24 protein-coding genes are annotated in these 22178 nt (G+C 41.1%); 14 read left to right on the top strand and 10 right to left on the bottom strand.

Annotation, left to right across the window (positions count from 1 at the left end):
- Positions 1-14: 14 nt before the first annotated feature.
- From AC6I1H_RS03205 to AC6I1H_RS03195, 3 genes are all read right to left on the bottom strand, one after another.
- Positions 15-425, bottom strand: coding sequence for a HutP family protein (locus tag AC6I1H_RS03205; protein WP_497739577.1), 411 nt, complete (start codon positions 423-425; stop codon positions 15-17).
- Positions 426-732: 307 nt separating this feature from the next.
- A complete protein-coding gene (locus AC6I1H_RS03200; protein ID WP_497739576.1) occupies positions 733-1242 on the bottom strand; it encodes a ferritin-like domain-containing protein in 510 nt (169 codons plus the stop codon).
- 50 nt (positions 1243-1292) lie between these two features.
- Positions 1293-1997: a ZIP family metal transporter gene (locus tag AC6I1H_RS03195; RefSeq protein ID WP_497739575.1), complete on the bottom strand. Its 705-nt coding sequence runs from the start codon at positions 1995-1997 to the stop codon at positions 1293-1295.
- Positions 1998-2141: 144 nt separating this feature from the next.
- On the opposite strand from AC6I1H_RS03195, the gene AC6I1H_RS03190 reads away from it, so the two are divergent.
- Positions 2142-2285: a hypothetical protein gene (locus AC6I1H_RS03190; RefSeq protein ID WP_497739574.1), complete on the top strand. Its 144-nt coding sequence runs from the start codon at positions 2142-2144 to the stop codon at positions 2283-2285.
- A 101-nt stretch (positions 2286-2386) separates the two neighbouring features.
- Positions 2387-5065 carry a UPF0182 family membrane protein gene (locus AC6I1H_RS03185; protein WP_497739573.1) on the top strand — a complete coding sequence of 893 codons (2679 nt, stop codon included), beginning with the start codon at positions 2387-2389 and terminating at the stop codon, positions 5063-5065.
- Positions 5066-5084: 19 nt separating this feature from the next.
- On the opposite strand, the gene AC6I1H_RS03180 is transcribed toward AC6I1H_RS03185, so the two are convergent.
- From AC6I1H_RS03180 to AC6I1H_RS03165, 4 genes are all read right to left on the bottom strand, one after another.
- Complete coding sequence (locus tag AC6I1H_RS03180; RefSeq protein ID WP_497739572.1) at positions 5085-5303, bottom strand: alpha/beta-type small acid-soluble spore protein; 219 nt, start codon at positions 5301-5303, stop codon at positions 5085-5087.
- A gap of 72 nt (positions 5304-5375) precedes the next feature.
- Complete coding sequence (locus tag AC6I1H_RS03175) at positions 5376-7013, bottom strand: Na/Pi cotransporter family protein (RefSeq protein ID WP_497739571.1); 1638 nt, start codon at positions 7011-7013, stop codon at positions 5376-5378.
- Between the two features lie 134 nt (positions 7014-7147).
- Positions 7148-7423, bottom strand: coding sequence for a TMEM165/GDT1 family protein (locus AC6I1H_RS03170; RefSeq protein ID WP_497739570.1), 276 nt, complete (start codon positions 7421-7423; stop codon positions 7148-7150).
- 2 nt (positions 7424-7425) lie between these two features.
- Positions 7426-7725: a hypothetical protein gene (locus AC6I1H_RS03165; protein WP_497739569.1), complete on the bottom strand. Its 300-nt coding sequence runs from the start codon at positions 7723-7725 to the stop codon at positions 7426-7428.
- Between the two features lie 132 nt (positions 7726-7857).
- On the opposite strand from AC6I1H_RS03165, the gene AC6I1H_RS03160 reads away from it, so the two are divergent.
- The gene (locus AC6I1H_RS03160) at positions 7858-8406 is read left to right on the top strand and encodes a polysaccharide deacetylase family protein (RefSeq protein ID WP_497739568.1); all 549 of its coding nucleotides are present in this window, start codon (positions 7858-7860) and stop codon (positions 8404-8406) included.
- A gap of 346 nt (positions 8407-8752) precedes the next feature.
- Positions 8753-9337 carry a recombinase family protein gene (locus AC6I1H_RS03155; protein ID WP_497739567.1) on the top strand — a complete coding sequence of 195 codons (585 nt, stop codon included), beginning with the start codon at positions 8753-8755 and terminating at the stop codon, positions 9335-9337.
- 1 nt (position 9338) lies between these two features.
- Here AC6I1H_RS03155 and AC6I1H_RS03150 read toward each other — a convergent pair whose 3' ends face one another.
- Positions 9339-9614, bottom strand: a complete 276-nt coding sequence (locus tag AC6I1H_RS03150) for a hypothetical protein (RefSeq protein ID WP_497739566.1) — start codon at positions 9612-9614, stop codon at positions 9339-9341.
- Between the two features lie 788 nt (positions 9615-10402).
- On the opposite strand from AC6I1H_RS03150, the gene ltrA reads away from it, so the two are divergent.
- Positions 10403-11659, top strand: coding sequence for a group II intron reverse transcriptase/maturase (gene ltrA / locus AC6I1H_RS03145; protein WP_497740702.1), 1257 nt, complete (start codon positions 10403-10405; stop codon positions 11657-11659).
- Between the two features lie 105 nt (positions 11660-11764).
- On the opposite strand, the gene AC6I1H_RS03140 is transcribed toward ltrA, so the two are convergent.
- Together AC6I1H_RS03140 and AC6I1H_RS03135 are read right to left on the bottom strand one after the other, a co-directional pair.
- A complete protein-coding gene (locus AC6I1H_RS03140) occupies positions 11765-12076 on the bottom strand; it encodes a hypothetical protein (protein ID WP_497739565.1) in 312 nt (103 codons plus the stop codon).
- A gap of 299 nt (positions 12077-12375) precedes the next feature.
- A complete protein-coding gene (locus AC6I1H_RS03135; RefSeq protein WP_497740701.1) occupies positions 12376-13344 on the bottom strand; it encodes a ZmpA/ZmpB/ZmpC family metallo-endopeptidase-related protein in 969 nt (322 codons plus the stop codon).
- A 593-nt stretch (positions 13345-13937) separates the two neighbouring features.
- On the opposite strand from AC6I1H_RS03135, the gene AC6I1H_RS03130 reads away from it, so the two are divergent.
- The 9 genes from AC6I1H_RS03130 to AC6I1H_RS03090 all read left to right on the top strand — a co-directional run bounded on the left by AC6I1H_RS03130 (position 13938) and on the right by AC6I1H_RS03090 (position 22040).
- Positions 13938-14147 (top strand): hypothetical protein, encoded by a 210-nt coding sequence (locus tag AC6I1H_RS03130; protein WP_497739564.1) that lies wholly within the window; start codon positions 13938-13940, stop codon positions 14145-14147.
- Positions 14148-14182: 35 nt separating this feature from the next.
- Entirely contained in the window at positions 14183-14782 is a 600-nt protein-coding gene (locus tag AC6I1H_RS03125) for a hypothetical protein (protein WP_497739563.1), read from the top strand.
- 22 nt (positions 14783-14804) lie between these two features.
- Positions 14805-15086: a transposase gene (locus tag AC6I1H_RS03120; protein WP_497737358.1), complete on the top strand. Its 282-nt coding sequence runs from the start codon at positions 14805-14807 to the stop codon at positions 15084-15086.
- The gene (locus AC6I1H_RS03115; protein WP_497740700.1) at positions 15083-16000 is read left to right on the top strand and encodes an IS3 family transposase; all 918 of its coding nucleotides are present in this window, start codon (positions 15083-15085) and stop codon (positions 15998-16000) included. Before AC6I1H_RS03120 ends, AC6I1H_RS03115 begins: the two co-directional genes overlap by 4 nt.
- A gap of 353 nt (positions 16001-16353) precedes the next feature.
- Positions 16354-16518 carry a hypothetical protein gene (locus AC6I1H_RS03110; protein WP_497739562.1) on the top strand — a complete coding sequence of 55 codons (165 nt, stop codon included), beginning with the start codon at positions 16354-16356 and terminating at the stop codon, positions 16516-16518.
- A 34-nt stretch (positions 16519-16552) separates the two neighbouring features.
- Complete coding sequence (locus AC6I1H_RS03105; protein ID WP_497739561.1) at positions 16553-17719, top strand: S-layer homology domain-containing protein; 1167 nt, start codon at positions 16553-16555, stop codon at positions 17717-17719.
- A 19-nt stretch (positions 17720-17738) separates the two neighbouring features.
- Entirely contained in the window at positions 17739-20885 is a 3147-nt protein-coding gene (locus AC6I1H_RS03100) for a hypothetical protein (RefSeq protein WP_497739560.1), read from the top strand.
- Between the two features lie 98 nt (positions 20886-20983).
- Positions 20984-21622: a hypothetical protein gene (locus AC6I1H_RS03095; protein WP_497739559.1), complete on the top strand. Its 639-nt coding sequence runs from the start codon at positions 20984-20986 to the stop codon at positions 21620-21622.
- A 1-nt stretch (position 21623) separates the two neighbouring features.
- Complete coding sequence (locus AC6I1H_RS03090; protein ID WP_497739558.1) at positions 21624-22040, top strand: hypothetical protein; 417 nt, start codon at positions 21624-21626, stop codon at positions 22038-22040.
- Positions 22041-22178 lie beyond the last annotated feature (138 nt).

Here is a 22178-nt window from a genome sequence, read left to right as displayed (position 1 = left end):
TATTAAATTGCTGGCTATGAACTGGGGACAGATCTGTGCCCCAGGCCTATAACAACTTCGTTGAGATTTAAAAATCCCACTCCGAAGAACATGGCTACGCTGATGTGCTCACCCCATCGGGCTATGCCGATTTTTCCGCCCACATTTAAACCCATAGCTTTCTGCATAACCTGGGAAATGGCTTCGCGGGTTGCTCCGACCACGGCGCCTTCCAGCACGTGGGTTTCTTCAATTACACCTTCCCGCTTTGCCGCCACAACGGCCCTTTCAATGATTTTTTTTATGGAATTGGCAAAGTCGCCTCCAAAATCTACAGCTGCTACGCGAACCTGCATCTTACCATAGTATGCTTTCAATTCCTGCTCTTCGCTGCGGCTTGAAAGGGCCATTTTAATAGCTATTTTGGCAACATCAATGCTCTCCACAATAACGCCTCCCAAAACAATTTAAATTGCCAGATTCTCCACTTCATTGGGGACCATTCCTTTTCCTGCCCTGGAGAAAGACCCTGGAAAAGGAGTTTGTCCCCTAACCTATTTTATCATGCATTTCAAGGTCCTGGCAATAGTATTTCGAATATTTTCACAAGACACAAGGGACAACATAAACTGCAAAAACCAGGCTGGCAACCGTCCCCTGTCTCAGAAAGAAAAATGCGACAGAAAAAGAACCGTCCCCCCTGTCGCGCAGAAAAAGAACCGTCCCCCCTGTCGCGCATGTCGCATGCTATTCTCACTTACAGTATTTTTCTATGGCTTCGCCCAGCAATCTGGCGTGCACTTCTTCGTCCCGGGCGATTCTCAGCAAAAGTTTCTTCACATGTTCGTCGTCAATCCCAGCAGCCTGCCTCTTATATTCCCGGATGGCGGCCATTTCCCCTTCACGGTTAATGCGGAGAATGCGGCATAGGTCCCGCTCATAATTTACAAAACCGGCATTCCAGTATTTCCCTGTATGCTGGTAGCGCGGGTCAACGCCAAGCAGTTTTATTGCTTCTCCCAGCATGTGAAAATGGTGCATCTCCACCCGCGATATACCCATGAGAAGCTGCGCGACTTCAGCATTGGTTACTACAAGATTGCCGTAGATATACTGGAGGATGGCGGTAAGTTCGCTGTCCCTGCCCGCATAGTCTCCCATGAGGATTTCGGCATATTCTCTGTTTGGGCCTTCCACACTGACGACCGGATAAGGTTCACGGGCATAAAAAACCATTGGTCCTCCCATTGATTGTATAAACATGATCATCCCTCCTGATATATATTATTTTACAGGGATGATTTTTGTGATACCTATTGCATCAGGCGGCTGAGCAAAAAGGCTGCTAGGAATCCCGCCAGAAGGCCCAGGTTTTCTAGGCGCGTTCCTATCTTATGGGCTTTAGGAATCATATCGGTGCCTGTCATAAAAAGGATGGAACCTCCCGAGAAAGCCATTATCATACCCAGCCATACAGGGCTCAAGTTTCTGAGCAGATAGTAACCTGTAAGCGCCGCAAAAGGGTCCAACAGAGCTATTAGAGAGGCCAGCACCATTGCCGTTCTAGGAGAGAGCCGGGCTTCGACTACGAGGTCGCAGGTCGATGACAGGCTTTCCGGAATATTGTGGAGAAAGATGGAAAGAGCCAGCACTATCCCCAGCCTGCCGCTATCGGTAGCAAAACCTATACCCATGCTCAGGGCTTCCGGCAAATCATCTAGGGCGGTCCCCAGTATCATGCCTGTTCCCCTTGCCACGTGTTTTGTCAAGAGCCCCTCGATTACAAAAAAACTGACGCCTCCCACCAGGAAAGCCACAGAAGTAAAAACGGGCCCCGATTGCCGGTAAGCCTCGTGCATGAGAGAAAATGAAAGCACCGCAAGAAGCACTCCGGAACCGAAGGTCAGCACGAAAGCCAGAAGCTTGTCGGGTATTTTCTTCGCACCGAGATATCCTCCTATAATTACGGCCAGACCGGATATGGAACTGTATGTAAAGATCTTGAAAAAAGTGTTCATATTCCACCATCCTAAAAAAAGATTTGTTAAATTTATTTAAACGAGCAGGATTTAAGAAAAAAATGAGGAATATTATTATGTAAAATAGATATATAAGAGCGAAGCGGAGAAATCAGGGTTAACAGAAGGTTTGGGGGGTCTATAGTGCCTTATACCACATGTCCGTACTGCAATAAACGTTCGTACTCTGCTGCAGACTTAAAAGTTTGGATATGCCCTTATTGCGGAAAAAAGATAGAAGAAGAAGACGAAAAAGATAAGGAGCAATCTACAGAAGAGCAGGCTTAAGCGGCCTTGCTCTTTTGTTTTTTACCAGATTTGTGTTAAAATATAATTGTGTGTGTTCACTCACAATAATAATATAACCGAATATAAGGAGGGTAATCCGGGTGGATTTTAAACTGAAGATTGCGGGACTTTTATTGATTATTATTGCGGCCGTTTTAATGCTTGCGGGTTTTCTCACGGAAATAATGTGGTTTAAATCCGTGGGTTATTTAAATGTATTTTGGATAATTTTGTATTCCAGGTGGGCGGTAAGGCTGGTCAGCGGCGCAGTATTCTTTGTATTTCTCTACATCAATCTGCTTTTGGCGGGCCGCGGCCTTTCCAATGTGTGGAGCTTAAAATACAGGGAAGGCATAGTGAACGACGTGCTTTCCCGAGCTTTATCCGGGAAATGGATTAAGAGATTATTCTTTGCTTTCAGCATTGTGATAGCCCTGATATTTACCGCTTTTACATCGACTTACTGGCTGGCGGTTCAAAAGTTTCTCCACCCCGGCACTTTCGGGATAGCGGATCCCATATTCAAAATTGATATAGGGTATTACATATTTAAACTCCCGTTTTTGCAGGCGGTTTATGAGCTCGCGGTCAGCATGGTTTCGATAACCTTGCTTCTTGTTTCAATGCTTTATATAATAGCCCATGTGGAAGAAGGCCCCGTACGGTGGCTTTACATACTCGCCCGGGAGAAACAGGTGGCAGTGCTTCTTGCCACGTTTTTCGCATTGAAGGCTTACGGTTACAGATTGTCAATGTTTAACTTGCTTTATTCGCCCCGGGGCGTAGCCTTTGGAGCAAGCTACACCGATGTCCATGCCGTGCTGCCGGGTCTTAAGATTTTGATGACAATATCCATTGCTCTGGCTTCTATGCTTCTCATAAATCTTGTAATAAACAGGCCTAAGATGCTTTTGTGGGCGCTCGGGACACTGGTGATATCTTCAATACTTCTTCAGGGAATATACCCCGCTCTCGTTCAGCAGTTTCAGGTTACGCCCAACGAGTTTGTGAAGGAAGAGGCATATCTAAAATCCAATATTGAGTTCACATTAAAAGCTTACGGCCTTGACCGGGTGGAAAGGAAGGAGTTTCCGGTCAGGGAAAACGTGTCAGCGGATGTAATAATGAACAGCCCTACGGTAAAGACGCTGCGTTTATGGGACTACAGGCCCCTTCAGCAGACATATAACCAGCTTCAGCGCATTCGCTATTATTATGACTTCAATCAGGTGGATGTGGACAGATATACCATTAACGGCCAGCTGCGCCAGGTGATGCTGGCCGCAAGGGAACTGGACCAGGGCAGGCTTGAGGAAAGGGCTAAAACGTGGGTAAACCGGCGACTTCAGTACACCCATGGTTACGGCCTTGTAATGAGCCCGGTGAATACAGTTACTGCCGAGGGGCTCCCCAACTTTTTCATAAAAGATATTCCGCCGATCACAGTGGATCCGGCGCTGAAAGTGGATGAGCCTCGTATATACTTTGGAGAGCTTACCAGAGAGTACGTGGTGGTAAATTCCAAAACCGCGGAGTTTGATTATCCATCCGGGGAATCCAATGTATATAACGAATATAAGGGAAAGGGTGGAATTCCTCTTAACATATGGTCGCGGTTGCTTTTTGCTATCCGGTTCTGGGATTATAAGCTGCTGGTTTCAAATAACTTTGATTCTAACAGCAGGATAATGTTCGATAGAGATATAAAAACAATGGTTGCCAAAATCGCACCTTTTTTAAGATTTGACAGAGATCCTTACATGGTGGTGGCAAAAGGCAGACTGTACTGGATGATGGATGGATATACGGTATCCGACCGGTATCCTTATTCGGAACCAATAAACGACATAAATTATATAAGGAATTCGGCAAAGGCGGTTATAGATGCCTACGACGGCACGGTGGATTTTTATATCGCGGACGGCAGCGATCCCATAATAAAAAGTTATAACGCCATTTTCCCCGGCATGTTCAAGCCTCTGGACAGCATGCCGGAAGAACTGAGAGCTCATATTCGGTACCCTGAGGATCTGTTTTTGATACAGGCCAGGATATACACCCTTTATCACATGGAAGATGCGAGGGTTTTTTACAACAAGGAAGATGCCTGGCAGATTCCCGACGAGTTATACGGCAGCGAGAGAAACAAGATGGAGCCCTACTATACAATACTCCAGTTGCCTGGTGAAACAAAACCGGAGCAGGTGCTGATGCTTCCGTTCACCCCATCCACTATTGAGAACATGAGGGCATGGATGGCGGCGAGATCCGACGGTGAGAATTACGGCAAACTGGTGGTATACCTGTTTCCCAAGGACAAAACCGTTTACGGCCCTATGCAGATTGAAGCCCGCATAAACCAGGACTCCCAGATATCCCAGCAGCTGACACTTTGGGACCAGAGGGGTTCCAGGGTGATCCGCGGAAATCTTCTGGTGCTTCCCATAGATAGCTCTATATTATATGTGAGGCCGATATTTATCCAGGGCGAACAGAGCCAGCTTCCCGAACTTTCCAGAATCGTGGTGGCATACGGAGAGCATGTGGTCATGGAACGGACCTTTGAAGCGGCCCTGGCAAGGATTTTCGGCGAACCCGCAGTGGAAAAAACCGTGCCGACAGTTCCCACAGAAGAGATGACCGCTGATGAACTGATAAAAAGAGCCGCCACTATTTATGACGAAGCTATAAAGGCCCAGCGGGATGGGGACTGGGCTACCTATGGTCAGAAAATAAACGAACTGGGAGATCTGCTTAAAAAATTAACGGGTAAACCGTAAATGGTTTACCCGTTGAGAATTATTTTCCGCCTATCTGCTTTTCTGCCATTTCAATCATTTTTCGGACCATATGACCTCCAACGGCTCCGCAATCCCGGGAAGCGATATTCCCCCAGTAATCCTCGGAACCGTGGTACACGGGGATATTGAGCTCCCTGGCCACTTCATATTTAAAATTGTCCATAGCGCGATGTATGCCTTTCACCACGTGGGTCTTTCCACCCTGACCTGCTGCCATGATTTATTCCCCCTTCCCTGTCTATTTTATAGATACCCTGAAAGGAGAAATAATATGTTAGGATTTAATGGTCTATTTTCCTGTCCGGGAAAAGTCTTTGAAATTTTTATCAATGTTTAAAATATAAGTTGCAAGATTAAAAGCGTGGTCTCCGACACGCTCCAGATTATTGACTATATCAAGAAAGATTACCCCTGAAGAAGGATTGCATGTTCCTTCATTCAACCTTTTTATATGATGATTCCTGAGCTTGCTTTCCATAATGTCGATTTCTTCCTCGTTTGCAATAATCTTGTTTGCGGTCTTTTTATCACTGTCTAAAAAGGCATCGATAGCCAGCCGGAAAGTTTCGTTTACTTTAGAAGACATTTCCACCAACTCGCTGAGGGCTTCGTTGCTGAAGGGAAGCCTGTGTTCCTCCTTGTATTCGGCCAGTTCCAGGATATTCATGGCATGATCTCCAACTCTTTCCATATCGTTTACCGCATTGATCATATAGGTTATTTGATTCGATTCATCGGTAGAAAGCGGCATCCGGGAGAGCAGGGCCAGGTATCTGGTTGTAATCCGCGCCAGGTCGTTTATCACTGATTCTTTTTCTCTGGTTAGCCTGCCCTTCTGTTCATTGTAATAGAGGAAAATATTCATGGTGTCTGCAAGGGTCTCCAGAGCCAGATTGCCCATTCGGCAGATTTCTTTCTTTACCTGGACGATGGCTATGGGCGGGGTTTCCAGCAGCCTGTCGTCTATGTATTTAGATCCTCTTTCAACAATTTCGGGTGTTCCGGGAATTAAATAAGTAACCAGCTTTACCAGCAGGAAGGCAAACGGCAGCTGAATTATGGTGTTTGTCACATTAAAGAGAGTGTGCGCATTGGCAATTTGCCGCACAGGGTCTGATGACGTATAGCTTACCAGCACCTGAACCAGGGGTAAAATAAGCATAAAAATAATAGTTCCTATTACATTAAACGTTAGATGAAGCAGAGCCGCCCTTCTTGCCGTGATGTTGGTGCCGATGCTGGAAAGGAGCGCAGTGACGCAGGTGCCGATATTGTCGCCGAACAATATGGGCAAGGCTATAGAAATATTTACAACACCCTGGTCCGCCAGCGCCTGCAGGATGCCTATGGTGGCGCTGCTGCTCTGAACTATACCTGTAGTCACGAAACCAGCCACCACACCCAGCAATGGCGTTTTTCCAAAATTAGACATGAAACTGATAAACTCCGGCATTTTCGCCACCGGTTTTAGCGCCACCTCCATGGTCTGCATACCGAAAAACAGGAGGCCGAAGCCCAGTATAACCTGTCCTATAGATTTTTGAGTTTTATGCTTTGCGAAGAGATGGACCGATACGCCGATGCCGATTGCAGGTAAAGCTATTTTTGTAAATTTGAATGCGATAAGCTGGGCTGTCATGGTTGTACCAATATTGGCCCCCATGATGACGCCTATAGCCTGCATCAAATCCATAAGTCCGGCGTTTACGAGGCCCACCACCATCACTGTTGTGGCGCTGCTGCTTTGAATTATACTGGTGACCAGCGCCCCTACCAGCACTCCCATCACCCTGTTTCTGGTGAGGAGTTCCAGAAGGTATTTTAGCCTGTCTCCGGCTGCCTTTTCCAATCCCTCGCCCATGAGTTTCATTCCGTAGATAAACAGGCCCAGGCCTCCAAAAAGAGTAAATACAGAATCCAGAAACAAAATATCCCTCCCCCATCAATATTTTTTCCCTCACCTATTATACCAGATAAACTATTTAAAAGATACTGCGGATAAAATATTATTGAATCAGGCTTAACAGGGGAGGCGTCATAAAGTTATAACCTATTAACCATTTACAATCTCTGAGTGATAAGAAGTATGCCGATGATGATAAACACGATGCCGGCGCCAATGTGGATGTAATGCAAGGGCAGCGTATTTGAAATAAGGGTTCCCAGATATACCCCGATAACCGTATTTGCAATCAAAGCCAGCGAAGCGCCCAGAAAAACGCTTATAATAGACTCGTTGTGAGCGGCCATCAGCATTGTGGAAAGCTGAGTTTTATCCCCCAGTTCGGCCAGAAAAACCAGCGCAAAGGTTGCAATGAAGGTCTTCCATAGGAGCAAAATTACAGCCCCCTTCTGAGCAGCCTTCTCTTTTTATGGGGGAATAGCCCGATTATCTTTACTCCGTTTTTCATAAAGTCTACTACGCTGCCTAAAACGAAACCCAGACCCGCCCCAAGCAGAATGCTGTAAACAAAGGCATCCCCGCGGCCCAACGCTAATTCGAGATTCAATCCGAGGGCGGCCGGTATCCCCATTACCTGTCGGACAGCGCCCATATAGTCGGTATAATAAGGGATCCAGGCTATAATACTCCAGATTATACCAAAAGACAAGCCCTTCTTTTGAGATACAGAAATCATGGTAACACCTCCCGTTTTTTATTAAAATTTTATTCGATTAATACTGGATATATTCGACATAAAAAAAGATTAATCATAACGGACTTATTTAATGAATACAAATTAATAGATAAAAGCGAGGGGGTGGAAAAAATGAATAGAATGCGATTCAATAAAAATATTGTCACATGGATTGCGTGCCTTTTAACTATTCTCGCGACTGCCTTTTCCTGTTTATATACAAATTTGCCCAAATCTTTAAGTGTCTTTGGAAGGATTGACCGCATGGTCCCCATATACAGAGTGGAAACTCAAGAAAAAAAGGTGGCTATCTCTTTTGACGCCGCATGGGGGTCGGACATTACGCCAAAATTGCTGGATATACTGAAAAAACATGATATAAAAACAACATTTTTTTTAGTAAAATTCTGGATGGATAGATATCCAGAAATGACACGCCTGATAGCAAAAGCAGGCCATGAGATCGGAAACCACTCGGCAACGCATCCTCAAATGGGCCGCATTCCCAGAGAGAAAATAATTAGCGAGCTGAAAGAAACGCATGATAAAATAAAAGAACTTACGGGACAGAACGCCAAACTGTTCAGGCCACCCTTTGGAGATTACAGCAATACCCTCATAACCACAGCCAATGAGATGGGCTATCATGTAATCCAGTGGGATGTCGAGCTTCTTACATAAGTTTAGCAAGTAGTAAATTGAGAAAATATTTAACTGCTGAATTAATTGTTCATTTAAAAGAAAAGGGGCTTGATGAAAATTAAAAATACCTAATAGGGGCATTTTTTATTGCATTTTTCAATAAAATGTTTCAATAGGGATATGTGTTCTATTTGAAATATTTCAAAATTAGAAAAAGAGACTGTTTGAAACAAGAATAACAATGTTACTTTAGGGTATACCCCAGTGAAACATTTAAATATTCAACTAGGGGCCAATAAGATATTTCGATAAAATTATAATGAAACTAGAAATAAAAAATAATCTGTGTCATATTTAAGACTGGTTAAGAGAGGATGAATCAAATATGAAAGTCGGCTATATTCGTGTTAGTACAGATGAGCAAAGAACATACAGGCAAGAGGATATTGTTGCGGAATTAGGGGTTGATAAAGTTTACATAGAAAAGCAAAGTGGTAAAAGTGCAGAAAGACCGGTTTTAAAGGAAATGCTATCTTTTTTGAGGGAAGGGGACACTTTAGTGGTAACATCAATTGATAGATTTGCCAGAAATGTGAAAGACCTACTTAATCTGGTAGATACATTAAGCAAAAAAGGAGTAAAGTTTGTCAGTCTTAAAGAAAATATTGATACAAATACTTCAACCGGCAAATTCATGCTGACTGTATTTGGGGCAATAGCCGAGTTGGAGTGGAATTACATAAAGGAAAGGCAAAGAGAGGGTATAGAGGCCGCTAAGAAAAGGGGAGTTTACAAAGGCCGTAAAAAGATTGAACCCGATAAAAAGTTATTTGAAATGATATATAAGCAATGGGCTGAGGGCAGGATAACAGCCATTGCAGCCATGAAGACTTTAGGACTAAAAAGAAATACATTTTACCGTAGAGTCAAAGAGTTTAGAGAATCAAAGGGTACGTGTTTATTACGATAAATCAATTTTTAATTCCTAGAGTTCTTTCCCCATTATATGCTAAACCTATGTCATAATCCGGTGCATTATATAAGTATAGCATAAATGATTGAAAGATATCCTCTGCGTCTAATCCAACTGTAGTATAATTCCTGATAGTGCTGTGTATGTATTTCATTATCGATTTTTTATTTTGAATGGCATATTTTATAGTGGCCTTTCCCCAACCCTGAGTACTCTCTTCCTCTATAGGGGAAGAATAATATAGTTGACGTAATTGTGCTGCTGTTACAACCATTTAATACCCCCTTCCTATATAATTTTAACATTTTTACCCAATGCTGAAAACTGTATCCAGCATTGAGTATATTAAATTTTTATTGGGTTGGTTCATATAAACCAACCCTTCTTAGTCTATTTTTTACCCCCTCGGCTGTCATGCCATATTGGGCGGCAATCTGGCCGGGGGTACACCCTAATAAATATAGTAGTCCGATGTCATAATCACTGACATCGGACCTCTTGGTGTGCCCGGCATGGGTAATAGCTCGGCAGTGAAAGTCTGCTATGGGGCTGGCAGCGGCGACCATTAGCCAAACAGCAAGGGTGTCTATCGTGAGATAGAATCTGAAGGAAGCTGTAAGCAAAGCCACGGCCTGAGGAACACGAACCGCATATAAGGCTATACAGTTCGGATGAGTTTGCCAAACAAAACGAAATCCAACACTGCCAAGGGGCTGTGTAGTAAATGCGGCAGGTATACGGGGCGAAGGCTATTGCTCTTACCCGGGGAGGTCTGGCGGAAACGTTAGGGAAACTAACAACCCGGGCCGAGAGACCCGGCTGAACCGTCAGAAGTCAGCAGAGGCCATAATAGTCGGCATAGACGTCATGCCGACGAAGGGCCGAACACGAAGCGAGGGATAAAACTTGGCAAGTTCGAGAAACATACAACGACAGCAGAAAACCCCGCAAGGGGCCTACCCTGGGAAAGAAGCGGTGAAGCCGCAAGGGTCCCAGGGAGGGCCGAGTATGTATCCGGCACAACCCGAGAAGATATCCCCGAAGGACCATGATATCCACCTGATGGAGAAGGTAGTATCAAGAGAGAATATGACAAAAGCACTGCGACGGGTAGAAGAAAACAAAGGAGCGCCAGGCGTAGACAGTATGCCGGTAGAATCCCTCCGGACATACCTACGAGAAAACTGGCCTCACATAAAAGAACAACTTCTTACGGGGACCTACAAGCCTCAACCAGTGCGCAGGGTCGAAATCCCGAAACCCAGTGGAGGAGTGAGACTGTTAGGAATCCCCACCGTCACAGACCGCCTAATCCAGCAGGCTCTGTTGCAAGTACTAACACCCATCTTTGACCCGGAATTCTCAGAATCAAGCTACGGATTCAGGCCCAACCGAAGAGCCCACGACGCAGTAAGGAAAGCACGCCAATACGTAAACCAAGGATATAACTGGGTAGTGGACATGGACCTTGAGAAATTCTTCGACAGAGTAAACCATGACATACTCATGGCCAGAGTAGCTCGCAAGATAAAAGACAAACGCATATTAAAGCTCATACGCAGCTATCTTGCGGCAGGAGTAATGATAAACGGAGTAATCATGATTACCGATGAAGGAACACCTCAAGGCGGGCCCCTAAGTCCACTTCTTGCAAACATAATCCTTGACGACCTAGACAAAGAACTAGAGAAAAGAGGACACAAATTCGTAAGATACGCAGACGATTGCAACATCTACGTCAAAAGCAAAAGAGCCGGGCAACGGGTAATGGAAAGCATAACAGCTTTCCTGAAGAATAAACTAAAACTCAGAGTAAACGAACAAAAGAGCGCAGTGGACAGACCATGGAAGAGGAAATTCCTTGGCTTCAGCATGTATATCGCCAAAGATGGAACAACCAAAATAAGAATCGCACCACAGAGCATAGACAAAGTCAAGAATAAAATCCGAGAAATAACCTCAAGAAGCAACGGACACGGAATAACACAGAGAATAGAAAGACTAAACACATACCTTGGCGGATGGCTGGGGTACTTCGCGCTATCAGAAACACCCAGCAAACTTGAAGAACTCGACGGATGGATAAGAAGAAGACTACGCATGTGCCTGTGGAAACAATGGAAGAAGGTTAAGACAAGATACCGGGAACTGAGGAATCTGAAACTTCCGGAATGGGCGGTCCATAAACTTGCCAACGCCCGAAAGGGATACTGGCGTATGTCGGGGGTATTAAACACAGCCCTCAACAACGCCTATTGGCAGGGTCAAAGACTCATGAGCTTAGCAAAGAGATATCATGAAATTCGCAAAGCTTGGTGAACCGCCGTATACTGAACGGTACGTACGGTGGTGTGAGAGGTCGGGGGCTAATCGCCCCCTCCTACTCGATTTCTGCTTTTATTATTTTCAATATTTCTTTCCTGGTCATTGTCCACCCCCCTTATGGTATTCACCATAGAACAGGCTTAATACCTGCTCTATGGTAAATATATCACATTGCCCACAAATTTTTTGTGGGCAGGTCAGACAATAGAACTGCTCTATTGTCTGACCCACTCCCTCTAAGAGGGAGCCTCTTCCTCGGGATAGTAGAAACCCGAGGAAGTTCTCGGGACTTCGAATATTTCTTATTTGTTTCAGAAACTCCTGGATTTCATGCTCCAGGAGCCCTTGACTATTTAGTTGCTGGAGTAACTCCAGCAGCCTTTCTCTAAATCCCGATATGCTACTAATCATAAAAATCCCTTCCTTTTGATTTTTTTAGTTTTTTACAAATATCACAAATAAGCTATTTTTTAAAGACTAAAAATATGAATCATTATGTATCTATCGAAATCTGATTACGTAACACCTAAATTATAAAAGATATAAATAATTCCCATAAACGCTATAATGATGCTATCAGGCAAAAAGAAAGACCGCATCAATTTCGATGCGGTCAATTAAAAAAAAGCAAGAAGGAAGCATAGACATGAATAAAAACTAATAAACAATTTATTATCAATAGGAGTATTTTTACATAGTTATTTCATCGCTTAAGTTAATAAAACATACTTTCTTTTAAACTTTAATGCGTATTGATGCGCTTTGGAGCCCGCCTTGCACTTAATCAGGACATCATCGCCAATTGACTGCTCTATCTCTGTGTCCATTCCCAAAAACACGACCTCTTTAACCCCTATTCCTGAAACACTACCAAACGAGCATTTGACTAACTTGACCGTCTCCGGCACGACTACCTTCTCCAGATTACCGCAATTATCAAAAGCAAAAACCAGTCTCTCAACCGTATTAGGTATTACTACTGACTTGATAGTTTGATTACCTGTAAACCTCTCTACTGTCACGACTGGGTAACCATCAATATGTGATGGAATCACGACATTCTCCTTATTTCCAGTGTACAGGTAAATTTCTGCTTTGTCGTTTTTTACATTATACCAGAACCCATAGGCCTCATCGGCACCATTGAATGTCGTATAGGTTTCTACTCCTCCTGTTAAACTGCCTGTTTTTCCGTTTATTACCGCTGTTGAACTGCAATTTTCAATTCCCTTCGGACTACCGCTGCCAGTTATAGCGCTTACATAATCATTACCGCTTATGTTCCCAGCCGTATAGCAATTGCTTATAAACCCAACATTCGTCCCCGCAATACCTCCTACGTATTTTTCACCCTTAATGATTCCGGTTACTTTAACATTTTCTACCCTGCCCCTATTAAGACCTGCTACTCCCCCTACCTCAATGCCTCCTACTATATCAACGTTTTCTAATGTTAGATTTTTGATAACCCCGTCACCAATTTCCTCAAACAAACCTGCGTACATACTTGCAGGTTTATTTACTCTTAAATTGCTTATTTTATATCCGTTACCGTCAAGTATGCCATCAAAAGGCACCCTCTCGCCTTTCTCTGTAATATACATAATTGGCTCCCAATTACATCCCGATAAATCAATGTCGTTCATTAAAATGAATTTTCCCTTGTAATCATTTTTAATATTGTGTAGATCTTCTACCGTGTAAATTGGAATAAATCCTTCAGGTATAACTACACTACCTAAAACTGTTGAAAAACCAAAATTATGTTTATATATGTCTTAAGTATTGTATTAAAAGGGCTATATCCAATGAGTGCAGCCACGAAAGGTGTATTATTAGGGATAGCATAGCTACAGAAGATGGCGAAGAGCTATCCATCTTTGATATAATACCAGATGAAAATGCAGAAGTGTCTGTAAAAGCTTCAGCAGAAGACATTATGAAAGAGATTAAATGTTATCAGTTTTTGGAATATAAATACAATGTGAACATTTTTTTAATCATTTATTTAAGATTGATTCTGGTGTAAAAACCCCCGATTTTCCCATCCAAAATTAACCAAATACAACTTTAAAAATAAAAATTAGCGAAAACACAATAAAAACTACCAAATTATCATGATTTATGCTATAATATATAGGGACAAAGCCAAATACGAACAATGGTAACCTAAAATCATGATAAATGAGGTGTAAAAATGTTCAGGGAAAATACCAACTCCGATGATTAACTTATTGACAACTTCTACTTCAATTACCTGGTAAACTATGCAGTGGGAATCCGGGTCCTGGGAGAAATAAATCTGGCAGAAAAAACCCTATATGATTTCAGAGCAAGAGTATATCGCTATCTGGTACAACACCCTGAACAGGAAGATTTAATCTTTGCCTCCTTTTTAAACCTTACAAAAAACTTTATCAAAGCAGCCGGCATATCTACTGAAGAACAGCGCATGGACTCCACCATGTTCATGAAAAACTAAAGAAAGCCGGAAGAATAGCATTAGCCTTTGACGTTTTGGAAAGGGCAGTAAAATCCGTACCTGAAGACCTTCTTACACCAAACCTCAAAGAAGTCTTAAAACCCGAATTCAAAACAGACATAATCTACAGAGCAAAACCATCGGAAAATGAAAGCAAACTGGACATGCTCCTGAACCTTTGCCTTGATGTTAAGAACATCATAGAAAAAGCTCCTGAAATAAAAGATCCCGATACCTTGAGGATACTCACAAGATTCATATCAGAGCAATCCGTATTTGATGAACAAAAAAACAAACTCAAAGCCAAAGACAATAAAGATATTCCTACCAACTCCTTGCAGTCAGCTTATGATGAAGATGCCACATACAGAAAAAAGGGAGATAAAGCCCAAAGCGGATATACACTAACCATTACAGAAACCTGTTCAAAGAACAATCCATTCCAGATGATCACAGACTACAAGACAGATCAAAACATCAAAAGCGATGCAGAAGTAGGTCAGGAAAGAATACCCGTTATCAAAGAAAACACCGACTGCAAACACCTCTATTTTGATGGTGGATACTACTGTCCTGAAGTAATCTTGCTGGCCCCTCAAGAGAATTGGACCAAAACGCACAACATGATAAAATAACTCTTGAAGGGGGAATTTTTCTATGGCAGCGAGAAAGAATTTTACTACGGAAGAAAAGCTCGCTATCTTATCCGAAGCTCAGAGTTCATGTACCACTAAAATAGCTGTCTGTAGGAAATACGGCATATCAAAAACTACAATCGATTACTGGAGAAAAAAGCTTTTAAACCCTAACGATAGTAACGATGATGACGAAAAAGTAAATCTCAGAAAAGAAAACATCATGCTTCGTTCTATCATCGTTGATAAAGACCTCGAAATTGCTTATCTAAAAGAGCTACTAAAAAAAACCAACCGTCTATAGCCGATAAAATCGATCTAATAAAGCATTTATATTCTGAGGGCTATAATCTAGATTTTCTACTTAAAATTTCTAATATACCCAAAAGCACATTTTTCTATGAACCTCGACAAGAAAGTACGGATTCAAAGCGGGGATGCTCAAAGCCGGGTTATTCAGAAACACTTAGTGGTGAATATATATCCGATGAAATGATAAAGACCCTACTTTTTGATTTAGCTGAGGAATTCCCATTCTTTGGGTATAAAAAACTTACATTTCTCTTAAGGTCAAAGTTTGGAATTATTATCAACAAGAAAAAGGGTTACAGACTATGCAAAGAAATGGATCTGCTTTTGCCAGTTATTAAACACTACGCTTCTTCCAATACTGAAATAGTTTTCAAAAAAGTATCTGTCGAGGCCCCGAATACCCACTGGCAGATGGATATTACATATGTGACCATTTTCCCTAGAATAATCTTTATCCTGGATATAATAGATACATATACCTTAGAGATAGTAGGCTATAAGGCTGGTTTTTCGATAACAAAGAGCGATGTGATAAAAACCGTGACAAAAGCCATTGCATCAAGGCATATAACAGACAGTTTAACAATCAGAACCGATAATGGGCCGCAGTTTAAGTCAAAAGAATTTCAGGAATTTTGTACTAAACAGGGTATACTGCATGAGCGAATACCAGTAAGATCGCCTGAAAGAAACCCAAATATTGAAAGATTTCATAGAACCTTGAAAGAAGAATATGTTAATTTAAATGATTTTGCAAGTTATAGTTCATTTTTTAAAGGCCTGGATGATTATATAAAATTTTATCTTTGCGAAAGGCCCCATGAATCTTTGAATTATATGACACCTTCAGCATTTTATGAAGCATTTTTAAGAAATACTGTGAATCGTGGCGTGTTGGTCGTTTAAGTCCAAATAATAGGGGGCCAGTACAATGTAACATGGTTGTAGGATTTAAGATATTAGCCCATAACTTCAAGAGGTTTGCAAATTACATGATAGAGCAGACCAAAAAACTCATGCCTGAAGATACAGGGATAAGTCTGCCTATTTTAAGCCAATAAATGGTAAAAGGTCCCGGAAAGGGTAGTAAAATACCGGATATTAGATGTGAATATAGCAAAAATTATTCTCGAAGCTAAAATATTTTCCAGTTTATACCTTGTGAAGTTTTCAAGGTTCGGATAAAGGGGTATAAAAACAGGATTTTTACACTGGAATCAAGATTAAAATTAAAAAATAATACTGAGAAGCTGGAAGAAATGCTGGAATTGCTTGTAGGTAAGAAATCTATTGAGAGATTGACCAGGGATGAGGACTTCTTAGAGCTTATCCAGTACTTAGGAGAGTTAGATGAGGAAGATGTAGTTAAGGTTCTAGAAAATACAATACATGGAGCAAATATAATTAGACGCATTGTAAACTAGGGATGAAATTAAATAAATTTAAAGGAGGATTCCCATGAGTAAAAAATACTTTTCCATCAAGAAAATCTGTATACCTTTATTGACCGCCTTAGTATTGAGCCTGCAAACTTCACCAGCTTTTGCATTGCCTGCTGATAGCTTGAATTTCTTTGCTAATTCGCAAACAGCTATAGTAGCTGTGGTGGATACTACCCAATTAAAGTCAGGCTTTTCAGATGTTAAAAGTTCAGACTGGTTCTACAAAGACGTCTTAGAAGCCCAGAAACAAGGATTAGTGCAGGGTATGGGTCATGGTTTATTTGCCCCTAATAAAACCATAAGCTATGCCGAATACATCACAGCGTTGTTAAGGGTAATCAATGTGGATATCAGCAAATACTCACAAGGAAGTCACTGGGCATCTCAAAGTATAGAAGCCGCTAAAGATTCAGGAATAGTAGCAGGAGAATTTACCAATCCTGACGAAGGCATTCCCAGGCAGGACATGGTGAAATATGTTTGCAAAGCATTAAAACTTGAGCCTGCAGATACGCTTCAATACATTTTCGAGGATACCAAAGGGAAATCTGAAGAAGATATCAAGTACATCAACACTGCATTTAATGAATACCTCACAGAAGGAGTAGGTCGTGCACCTTCCGGATTGAGGTTATTTGGCTATGACAAAGTCACTAAAAGAAGTGAGCTGGCAACCATGCTGTTAAGGATAAAAGCATATAGAGCAGACCCGGTAGCTTACAAGAAAGAGCGGGCAGCAATACGGGCACAGGAAGAACAAGCATGGCAGTCAAAGAGTGCCTGGGAGAGGCTTGCTGAAAGCGGAGGAATTACGAGTGAGAGTCAGTTGACGCCGGAAGTGATTGAAAAGATTAAGAGCTTCGAAACATACTCATGGACAGGCTCCATGCATAAAATAGGGACGGTAAAAGGGGAATACTGGGCAACCCCTTCAAGAGAAGATATAAATAAAGCATATATAGAAGCAATTAAAAAATTTTATTCAGATAGAAAATCAGCGGTAACATCAAAAGAATTGTATTTTGAGCGTGAGAATCTTGGTTTTAATGATAGATGGTATAGAGTAATAGTGGATGGTAAGGAAATATATGATGTAGAAGTAGTATATACGGATGGGATGACCAATATACCTGAGGTGACAACTGAAATTGATATCAGTAAAAATATATTTGAAGGCAATTGATTAAAAGGGGGTTGAAGAAGTGAATAAACTAAAGAATAGAATTTTAACAGTCTTAGTTTTGATACTGTTTATTTGTACAACAATGCAATTTAGTGCGGTTGCCGATGAAAATAAAGAATCATTTCCATATGATTATTACGATAAAAATACGGATAGCACTGTAAGATTGGATATTGAAGAAAAAGGTGAAATTGAAAGCAGGGAAAAGGGATTTGAAATAAAATGGTCTGAGCCAGATGAAGCAGGAAATAAATATATAGATGCTATTAAATTTAAAGAGCAATCCACCTATGCCGATTGGCTTCCAAATCATTACTACTACAGAACTGTAGGCTACAGGTATTACCTAACAGTAAAGCCTATGTTGTTTGTAGATGATGATTTGAGCAAAACTACTAATAATATAGTTGCTATATCATCGAGATTCGACAGCACCGGCTCACAATCAAAAGAGTCCGAATTAATGAGGGAGCTAATAAGAGAGAAGTTTAACAGCGCATTTAGTGAACCATATGTCACCAGTCAAACATATCCGGCAGAGTTCTTTGATAAACTTTTTAAAGTAAATGATGTTTTAAAATTACCCGATGTAAAACCAGTATTATGTTTCGACCCAAGATATAAAATTAGTGATGCAAATTATTTAATAAGAGCGGCAGAAATAGAGTTTATAAAGACGGATGACAATAGAGTAGCACACGTAATATCAGGTAAGGAAAATGATGGTATTACAGATATAGGTGTCGCAACGGCTGGGAGTGAGAGTACTGAAAATGCAGAGGCTATAGTTAAAACCCTGATGACAAAAAATAAGACAGGTCCTATATATGATGATTTTATACCGGATTTTCTGACACGTGCTGTTTGTATCCCATTGAGGACTCCTGAAAAAAGAGATGAAGGTGGGGATGCTGGCGGCGGTATAAGGTCTGCTTTTGAATTAAAGCAGATTGATATTATTGAAGATTCCAATGGTAATACAATCGGAGTTAATATTCAGGATGCAAAACTGGATGGGAATAAAATAATAATAGTGCCATATAGCGGTGCAACTCTGAAAGAGTGGGCACTCTCAACAAAGAGGGTGTTACCATTTGATGAGAGTAATATTACTTGGGATAAGGTTAAGAGTTTAGATAAAAGGAGCACAGGTGGACCAAGTGATATACCTGAAATAAGCGAGCTCAATAACTTTTATTTATATGTTAGATACACCATAGGCTCCCAGGGCAATAATCAAAATGTAAATAGCAATGCTATTCTGACCCAAAAGCGTATAACTCGTAATCTGAGTTTATCGAATCTTGGCAATTTACCAACATTTACTTTCAGCTATCCCTCTGCTGGAAAGCACACTCATTACTATACAGATGGTAGTAGTTATGATGTTCCAAGAGACGTTGCAATCGATGATAAATACGAGTATATTATAGGCTATAACAAAGATAGTTTAAATGGCGAAGCAATAGCCAAAACTGGAGACCAATTCACTCCAAGGTTTAAAGGTACCAATATAAAATCTGGTACAGCGGTATGGACTGAAGGCAGCGATAGCGTATCTCCAAATCTATATTTTAATATATGGCGTGGAAAAGACGTACCCACACTAGCATCTTATAAAGAAAGCAGTAATCATCCTCTACTGAGCCTTGGGCTAAAGATAGGGCATACTCCACAAACTGCTAGAAGTAATTCTGGAGGATACTCCGATACAGCTCAAATCAAAATGGACGAGTCTAGCAGAGGCGATTACGAAACGACATATAGGTGTCGCATATGTACTGATGAAAGAACTCAAGACCATGATACCTCCGATAGTTACAATGCAGACGTAGATTTAACAGTTCAATCGTTTATAGGTTCTCCAAATACTGGTAGTGCAGTGCCAATTACCAATATTACATCTTTCCAAATTGGGAATATAACCTTTAATAATGCCAAAGGTTATGCAATTCCGCATAGCGATATGATAAAATTTTATCCTTATGTTCAAATGGCTTACGACCATTTTACAGATGGCAGTGATTCCGCCAGTGTTAAAACGGATGCAGTTAATGTATTAGCCCAGCATGAATCCGCTATAAAGCCTGTAGATTATGTGGAGGTAGGCTGGTATAATCCTAACCCAGCCAACTCTTTAGGTATACAATCAAACATGTGGTCCAGCTATACACGTGCAGTCAATGCATTTGGAAAAAACTCAGTCTTACCGGGTGGCGCTATCTATACATTGAGCACTCCCAGTCCAACAAAAGTAGGTATCAGAACATGGCAGGTTTATATAGACGACAGTTTAAGAGGATATTTAACAGGAGGCAACCAATACAGCAAAGCCAGAGCCGTTAATGAGGATGCCAGCTTTGTTAAGGAGGTTAAAGATACACTGGATACTCTTGATGTAGTCCAGTATGTCTCATCAAATCCAAAAGCTAGCAATGCATTCGGTGGCGTTGAAATACTAGCCAAAGGAGGTCAGGTATTAACAGGTTTAACTGGAGTAAAAACCTCCAGTTATGATAAATACTGGTTAAAGAGGGGAACACCTCAAGCAAGTAAAGGGGCAAATGAGGCTGACTTGGATATTTTAGATGAGTCCCAATCAGTGACCATTTATAGGGTCAGGTCAGATGTAAACGGGAACGTTTACATCGAAAAGAGTACAAATAGTGGTGCTAGCTGGGCCAACTTGCAGACTTTGGGTAAAACTCAGACCATAGCCAATCTCACCAATGCCGAAGCCAAGGGTTTAAATGATAGGACAAAAATCATTACTAATTTCTTATCTGCTTTGGATAGGAATCAGGGTAATGATAGTTCTGTAAGTAACGGTCCAACCTGGTATAATGAAGCATGGGACGGAATCTATGTCTTACGCACAGACAGGATTATTGACGTAGGCTTCGGGAAGCCAAGTACTCTAAGGTCAGTAGCATTAGACCCGAAGCTATGCCCACCATCAAGTGATTTAAGCGATATGTTTACTAAGTATTATCTTAGTCAATTTAGACTGTCGAGTAAGTCATATATAAGATCCGGAGAAGCGGCAGGATATCTTGGGACTTTTGGAGCTGTTAAAATATACATGCCATCAATGGAGAGCATGTATATGACAAGAAAATGGTGGATACCAAATGCAACGGTGATGGATATAGATTTCACGAATTAGTTTATTTGAATAAAGCCCTGCTTAAATAAGAGCAGGGCTTTTTGATTGATAAAAATTATGGTATAATTTTTAAAAACGACTAGAGAAAGGCGGATAATATGAGCATAGCCAGAGCAATGTTTGAAATCATGTATGCATACCCAAAATTAGAGGCTATGGACGAGTATTTTGATACTAAAGCATTATTGCTAAACATGGCGAATGAAGAAGTTATAGAGGATATAAGTGCAAATGGAAAAACAGCACTGCACAGATGGACTAAGCAGCTATCAGGAACGATAATTGGAAATAGGCAAATAATCAATGGGTTAAGGACAAATGAATTAATCCTGCCAGAACCTGCAGTAAATATTCTAAAAGGTGTAGCAGTTACTGATAAGACTCCAGAAGGTATCGATTTGGATGGAGTTTACGGGTATTTTCCACTGCAAGGATTCTTTAAAGTTGTAATAAAGAAACAGCGTGGAGCTATTTTTGAAGCTTACATGGAAATCGAAGGTACGAAGACAGCCTTTAAATTAAATAGCTCTATGGCTATTTATGGAAATGAAGACTACTCCATAGCTTTTAGAACTCTTGACAATTCTTTTGGGTTTGCTTTTATGTATGGCCCTTCAATAGTTGGTGCAAAAGGTAAAAACATGGTAAAAGTCTCTTATTTTGACAAATATGCTTATTATGTTGATGATGCATCTAAATATATAGACGTAGGAAATTTCGGTCAAGGGCTGGATTGACATGAAAAAAGACTATAATTATTTATTGAATAAAGTCTCTTTTTTAGAACCAGTCAATGAAAACGAAGACTGCTCAGAATGTGCTGAGAGAGCTAAGCAGGTTTTAGGAATGGGCAGGATAATAACTTTTATAGGATATAAAAATGGAGAACATTATATCTCTCAATTTAAGGCACCAGGAAGCCTGTATGATAGAGAGTGGTTGTATCATACAGTATTACTAGTATGTTTAAACCGTGAAAAATATATTTTGGACATAACATCAAATTTTAAAGTAATCAAGTATGAGGAATATGTAAAATTTTTAAAAGGTATGAACAGTGAATTAAATTTTCGGCTGTACTATACACGTGATATATGGAATGAAGTAATATACACTTTAAGATGGGATAAATTACCCGGCGGAAAGGTTGTTTAGCATATGATAGGGATTAATTGGGGCTTGTTTAATAGTATGATTCTTTAACCAATAAGGTGGAGGATAACAAAAGACGAGGATGCCGTTAGCGGTGTTTAATACAGTTGGAAGATATAAGCGACTACATCAAAACAAGAA

Source organism: Biomaibacter sp. TOL (genome assembly GCF_059717795.1).
Note: the sequence above shows the minus strand (reverse complement) of the source record. Positions and strands in the feature narration are given on the sequence as shown.

Excerpts from the sequence above, each read along its gene's own strand:
- AC6I1H_RS03200 (WP_497739576.1), bottom strand. The coding sequence starts at position 1,242 with ATGTTTATACAATCAATGGGAGGACCAATGGTTTTTTATGCCCGTGAA.
- AC6I1H_RS03195 (WP_497739575.1), bottom strand. The coding sequence starts at position 1,997 with ATGAACACTTTTTTCAAGATCTTTACATACAGTTCCATATCCGGTCTG.
- AC6I1H_RS03180 (WP_497739572.1), bottom strand. The coding sequence starts at position 5,303 with ATGGCAGCAGGTCAGGGTGGAAAGACCCACGTGGTGAAAGGCATACAT.
- AC6I1H_RS03165 (WP_497739569.1), bottom strand. The coding sequence starts at position 7,725 with ATGATTTCTGTATCTCAAAAGAAGGGCTTGTCTTTTGGTATAATCTGG.
- AC6I1H_RS03160 (WP_497739568.1), top strand. The coding sequence starts at position 7,858 with ATGAATAGAATGCGATTCAATAAAAATATTGTCACATGGATTGCGTGC.
- AC6I1H_RS03155 (WP_497739567.1), top strand. The coding sequence starts at position 8,753 with ATGAAAGTCGGCTATATTCGTGTTAGTACAGATGAGCAAAGAACATAC.
- AC6I1H_RS03150 (WP_497739566.1), bottom strand. The coding sequence starts at position 9,614 with ATGGTTGTAACAGCAGCACAATTACGTCAACTATATTATTCTTCCCCT.
- ltrA (WP_497740702.1), top strand. The coding sequence starts at position 10,403 with ATGGAGAAGGTAGTATCAAGAGAGAATATGACAAAAGCACTGCGACGG.
- AC6I1H_RS03140 (WP_497739565.1), bottom strand. The coding sequence starts at position 12,076 with ATGATTAGTAGCATATCGGGATTTAGAGAAAGGCTGCTGGAGTTACTC.
- AC6I1H_RS03120 (WP_497737358.1), top strand. The coding sequence starts at position 14,805 with ATGGCAGCGAGAAAGAATTTTACTACGGAAGAAAAGCTCGCTATCTTA.
- AC6I1H_RS03110 (WP_497739562.1), top strand. The coding sequence starts at position 16,354 with ATGCTGGAATTGCTTGTAGGTAAGAAATCTATTGAGAGATTGACCAGG.
- AC6I1H_RS03105 (WP_497739561.1), top strand. The coding sequence starts at position 16,553 with ATGAGTAAAAAATACTTTTCCATCAAGAAAATCTGTATACCTTTATTG.
- AC6I1H_RS03095 (WP_497739559.1), top strand. The coding sequence starts at position 20,984 with ATGAGCATAGCCAGAGCAATGTTTGAAATCATGTATGCATACCCAAAA.
- AC6I1H_RS03090 (WP_497739558.1), top strand. The coding sequence starts at position 21,624 with ATGAAAAAAGACTATAATTATTTATTGAATAAAGTCTCTTTTTTAGAA.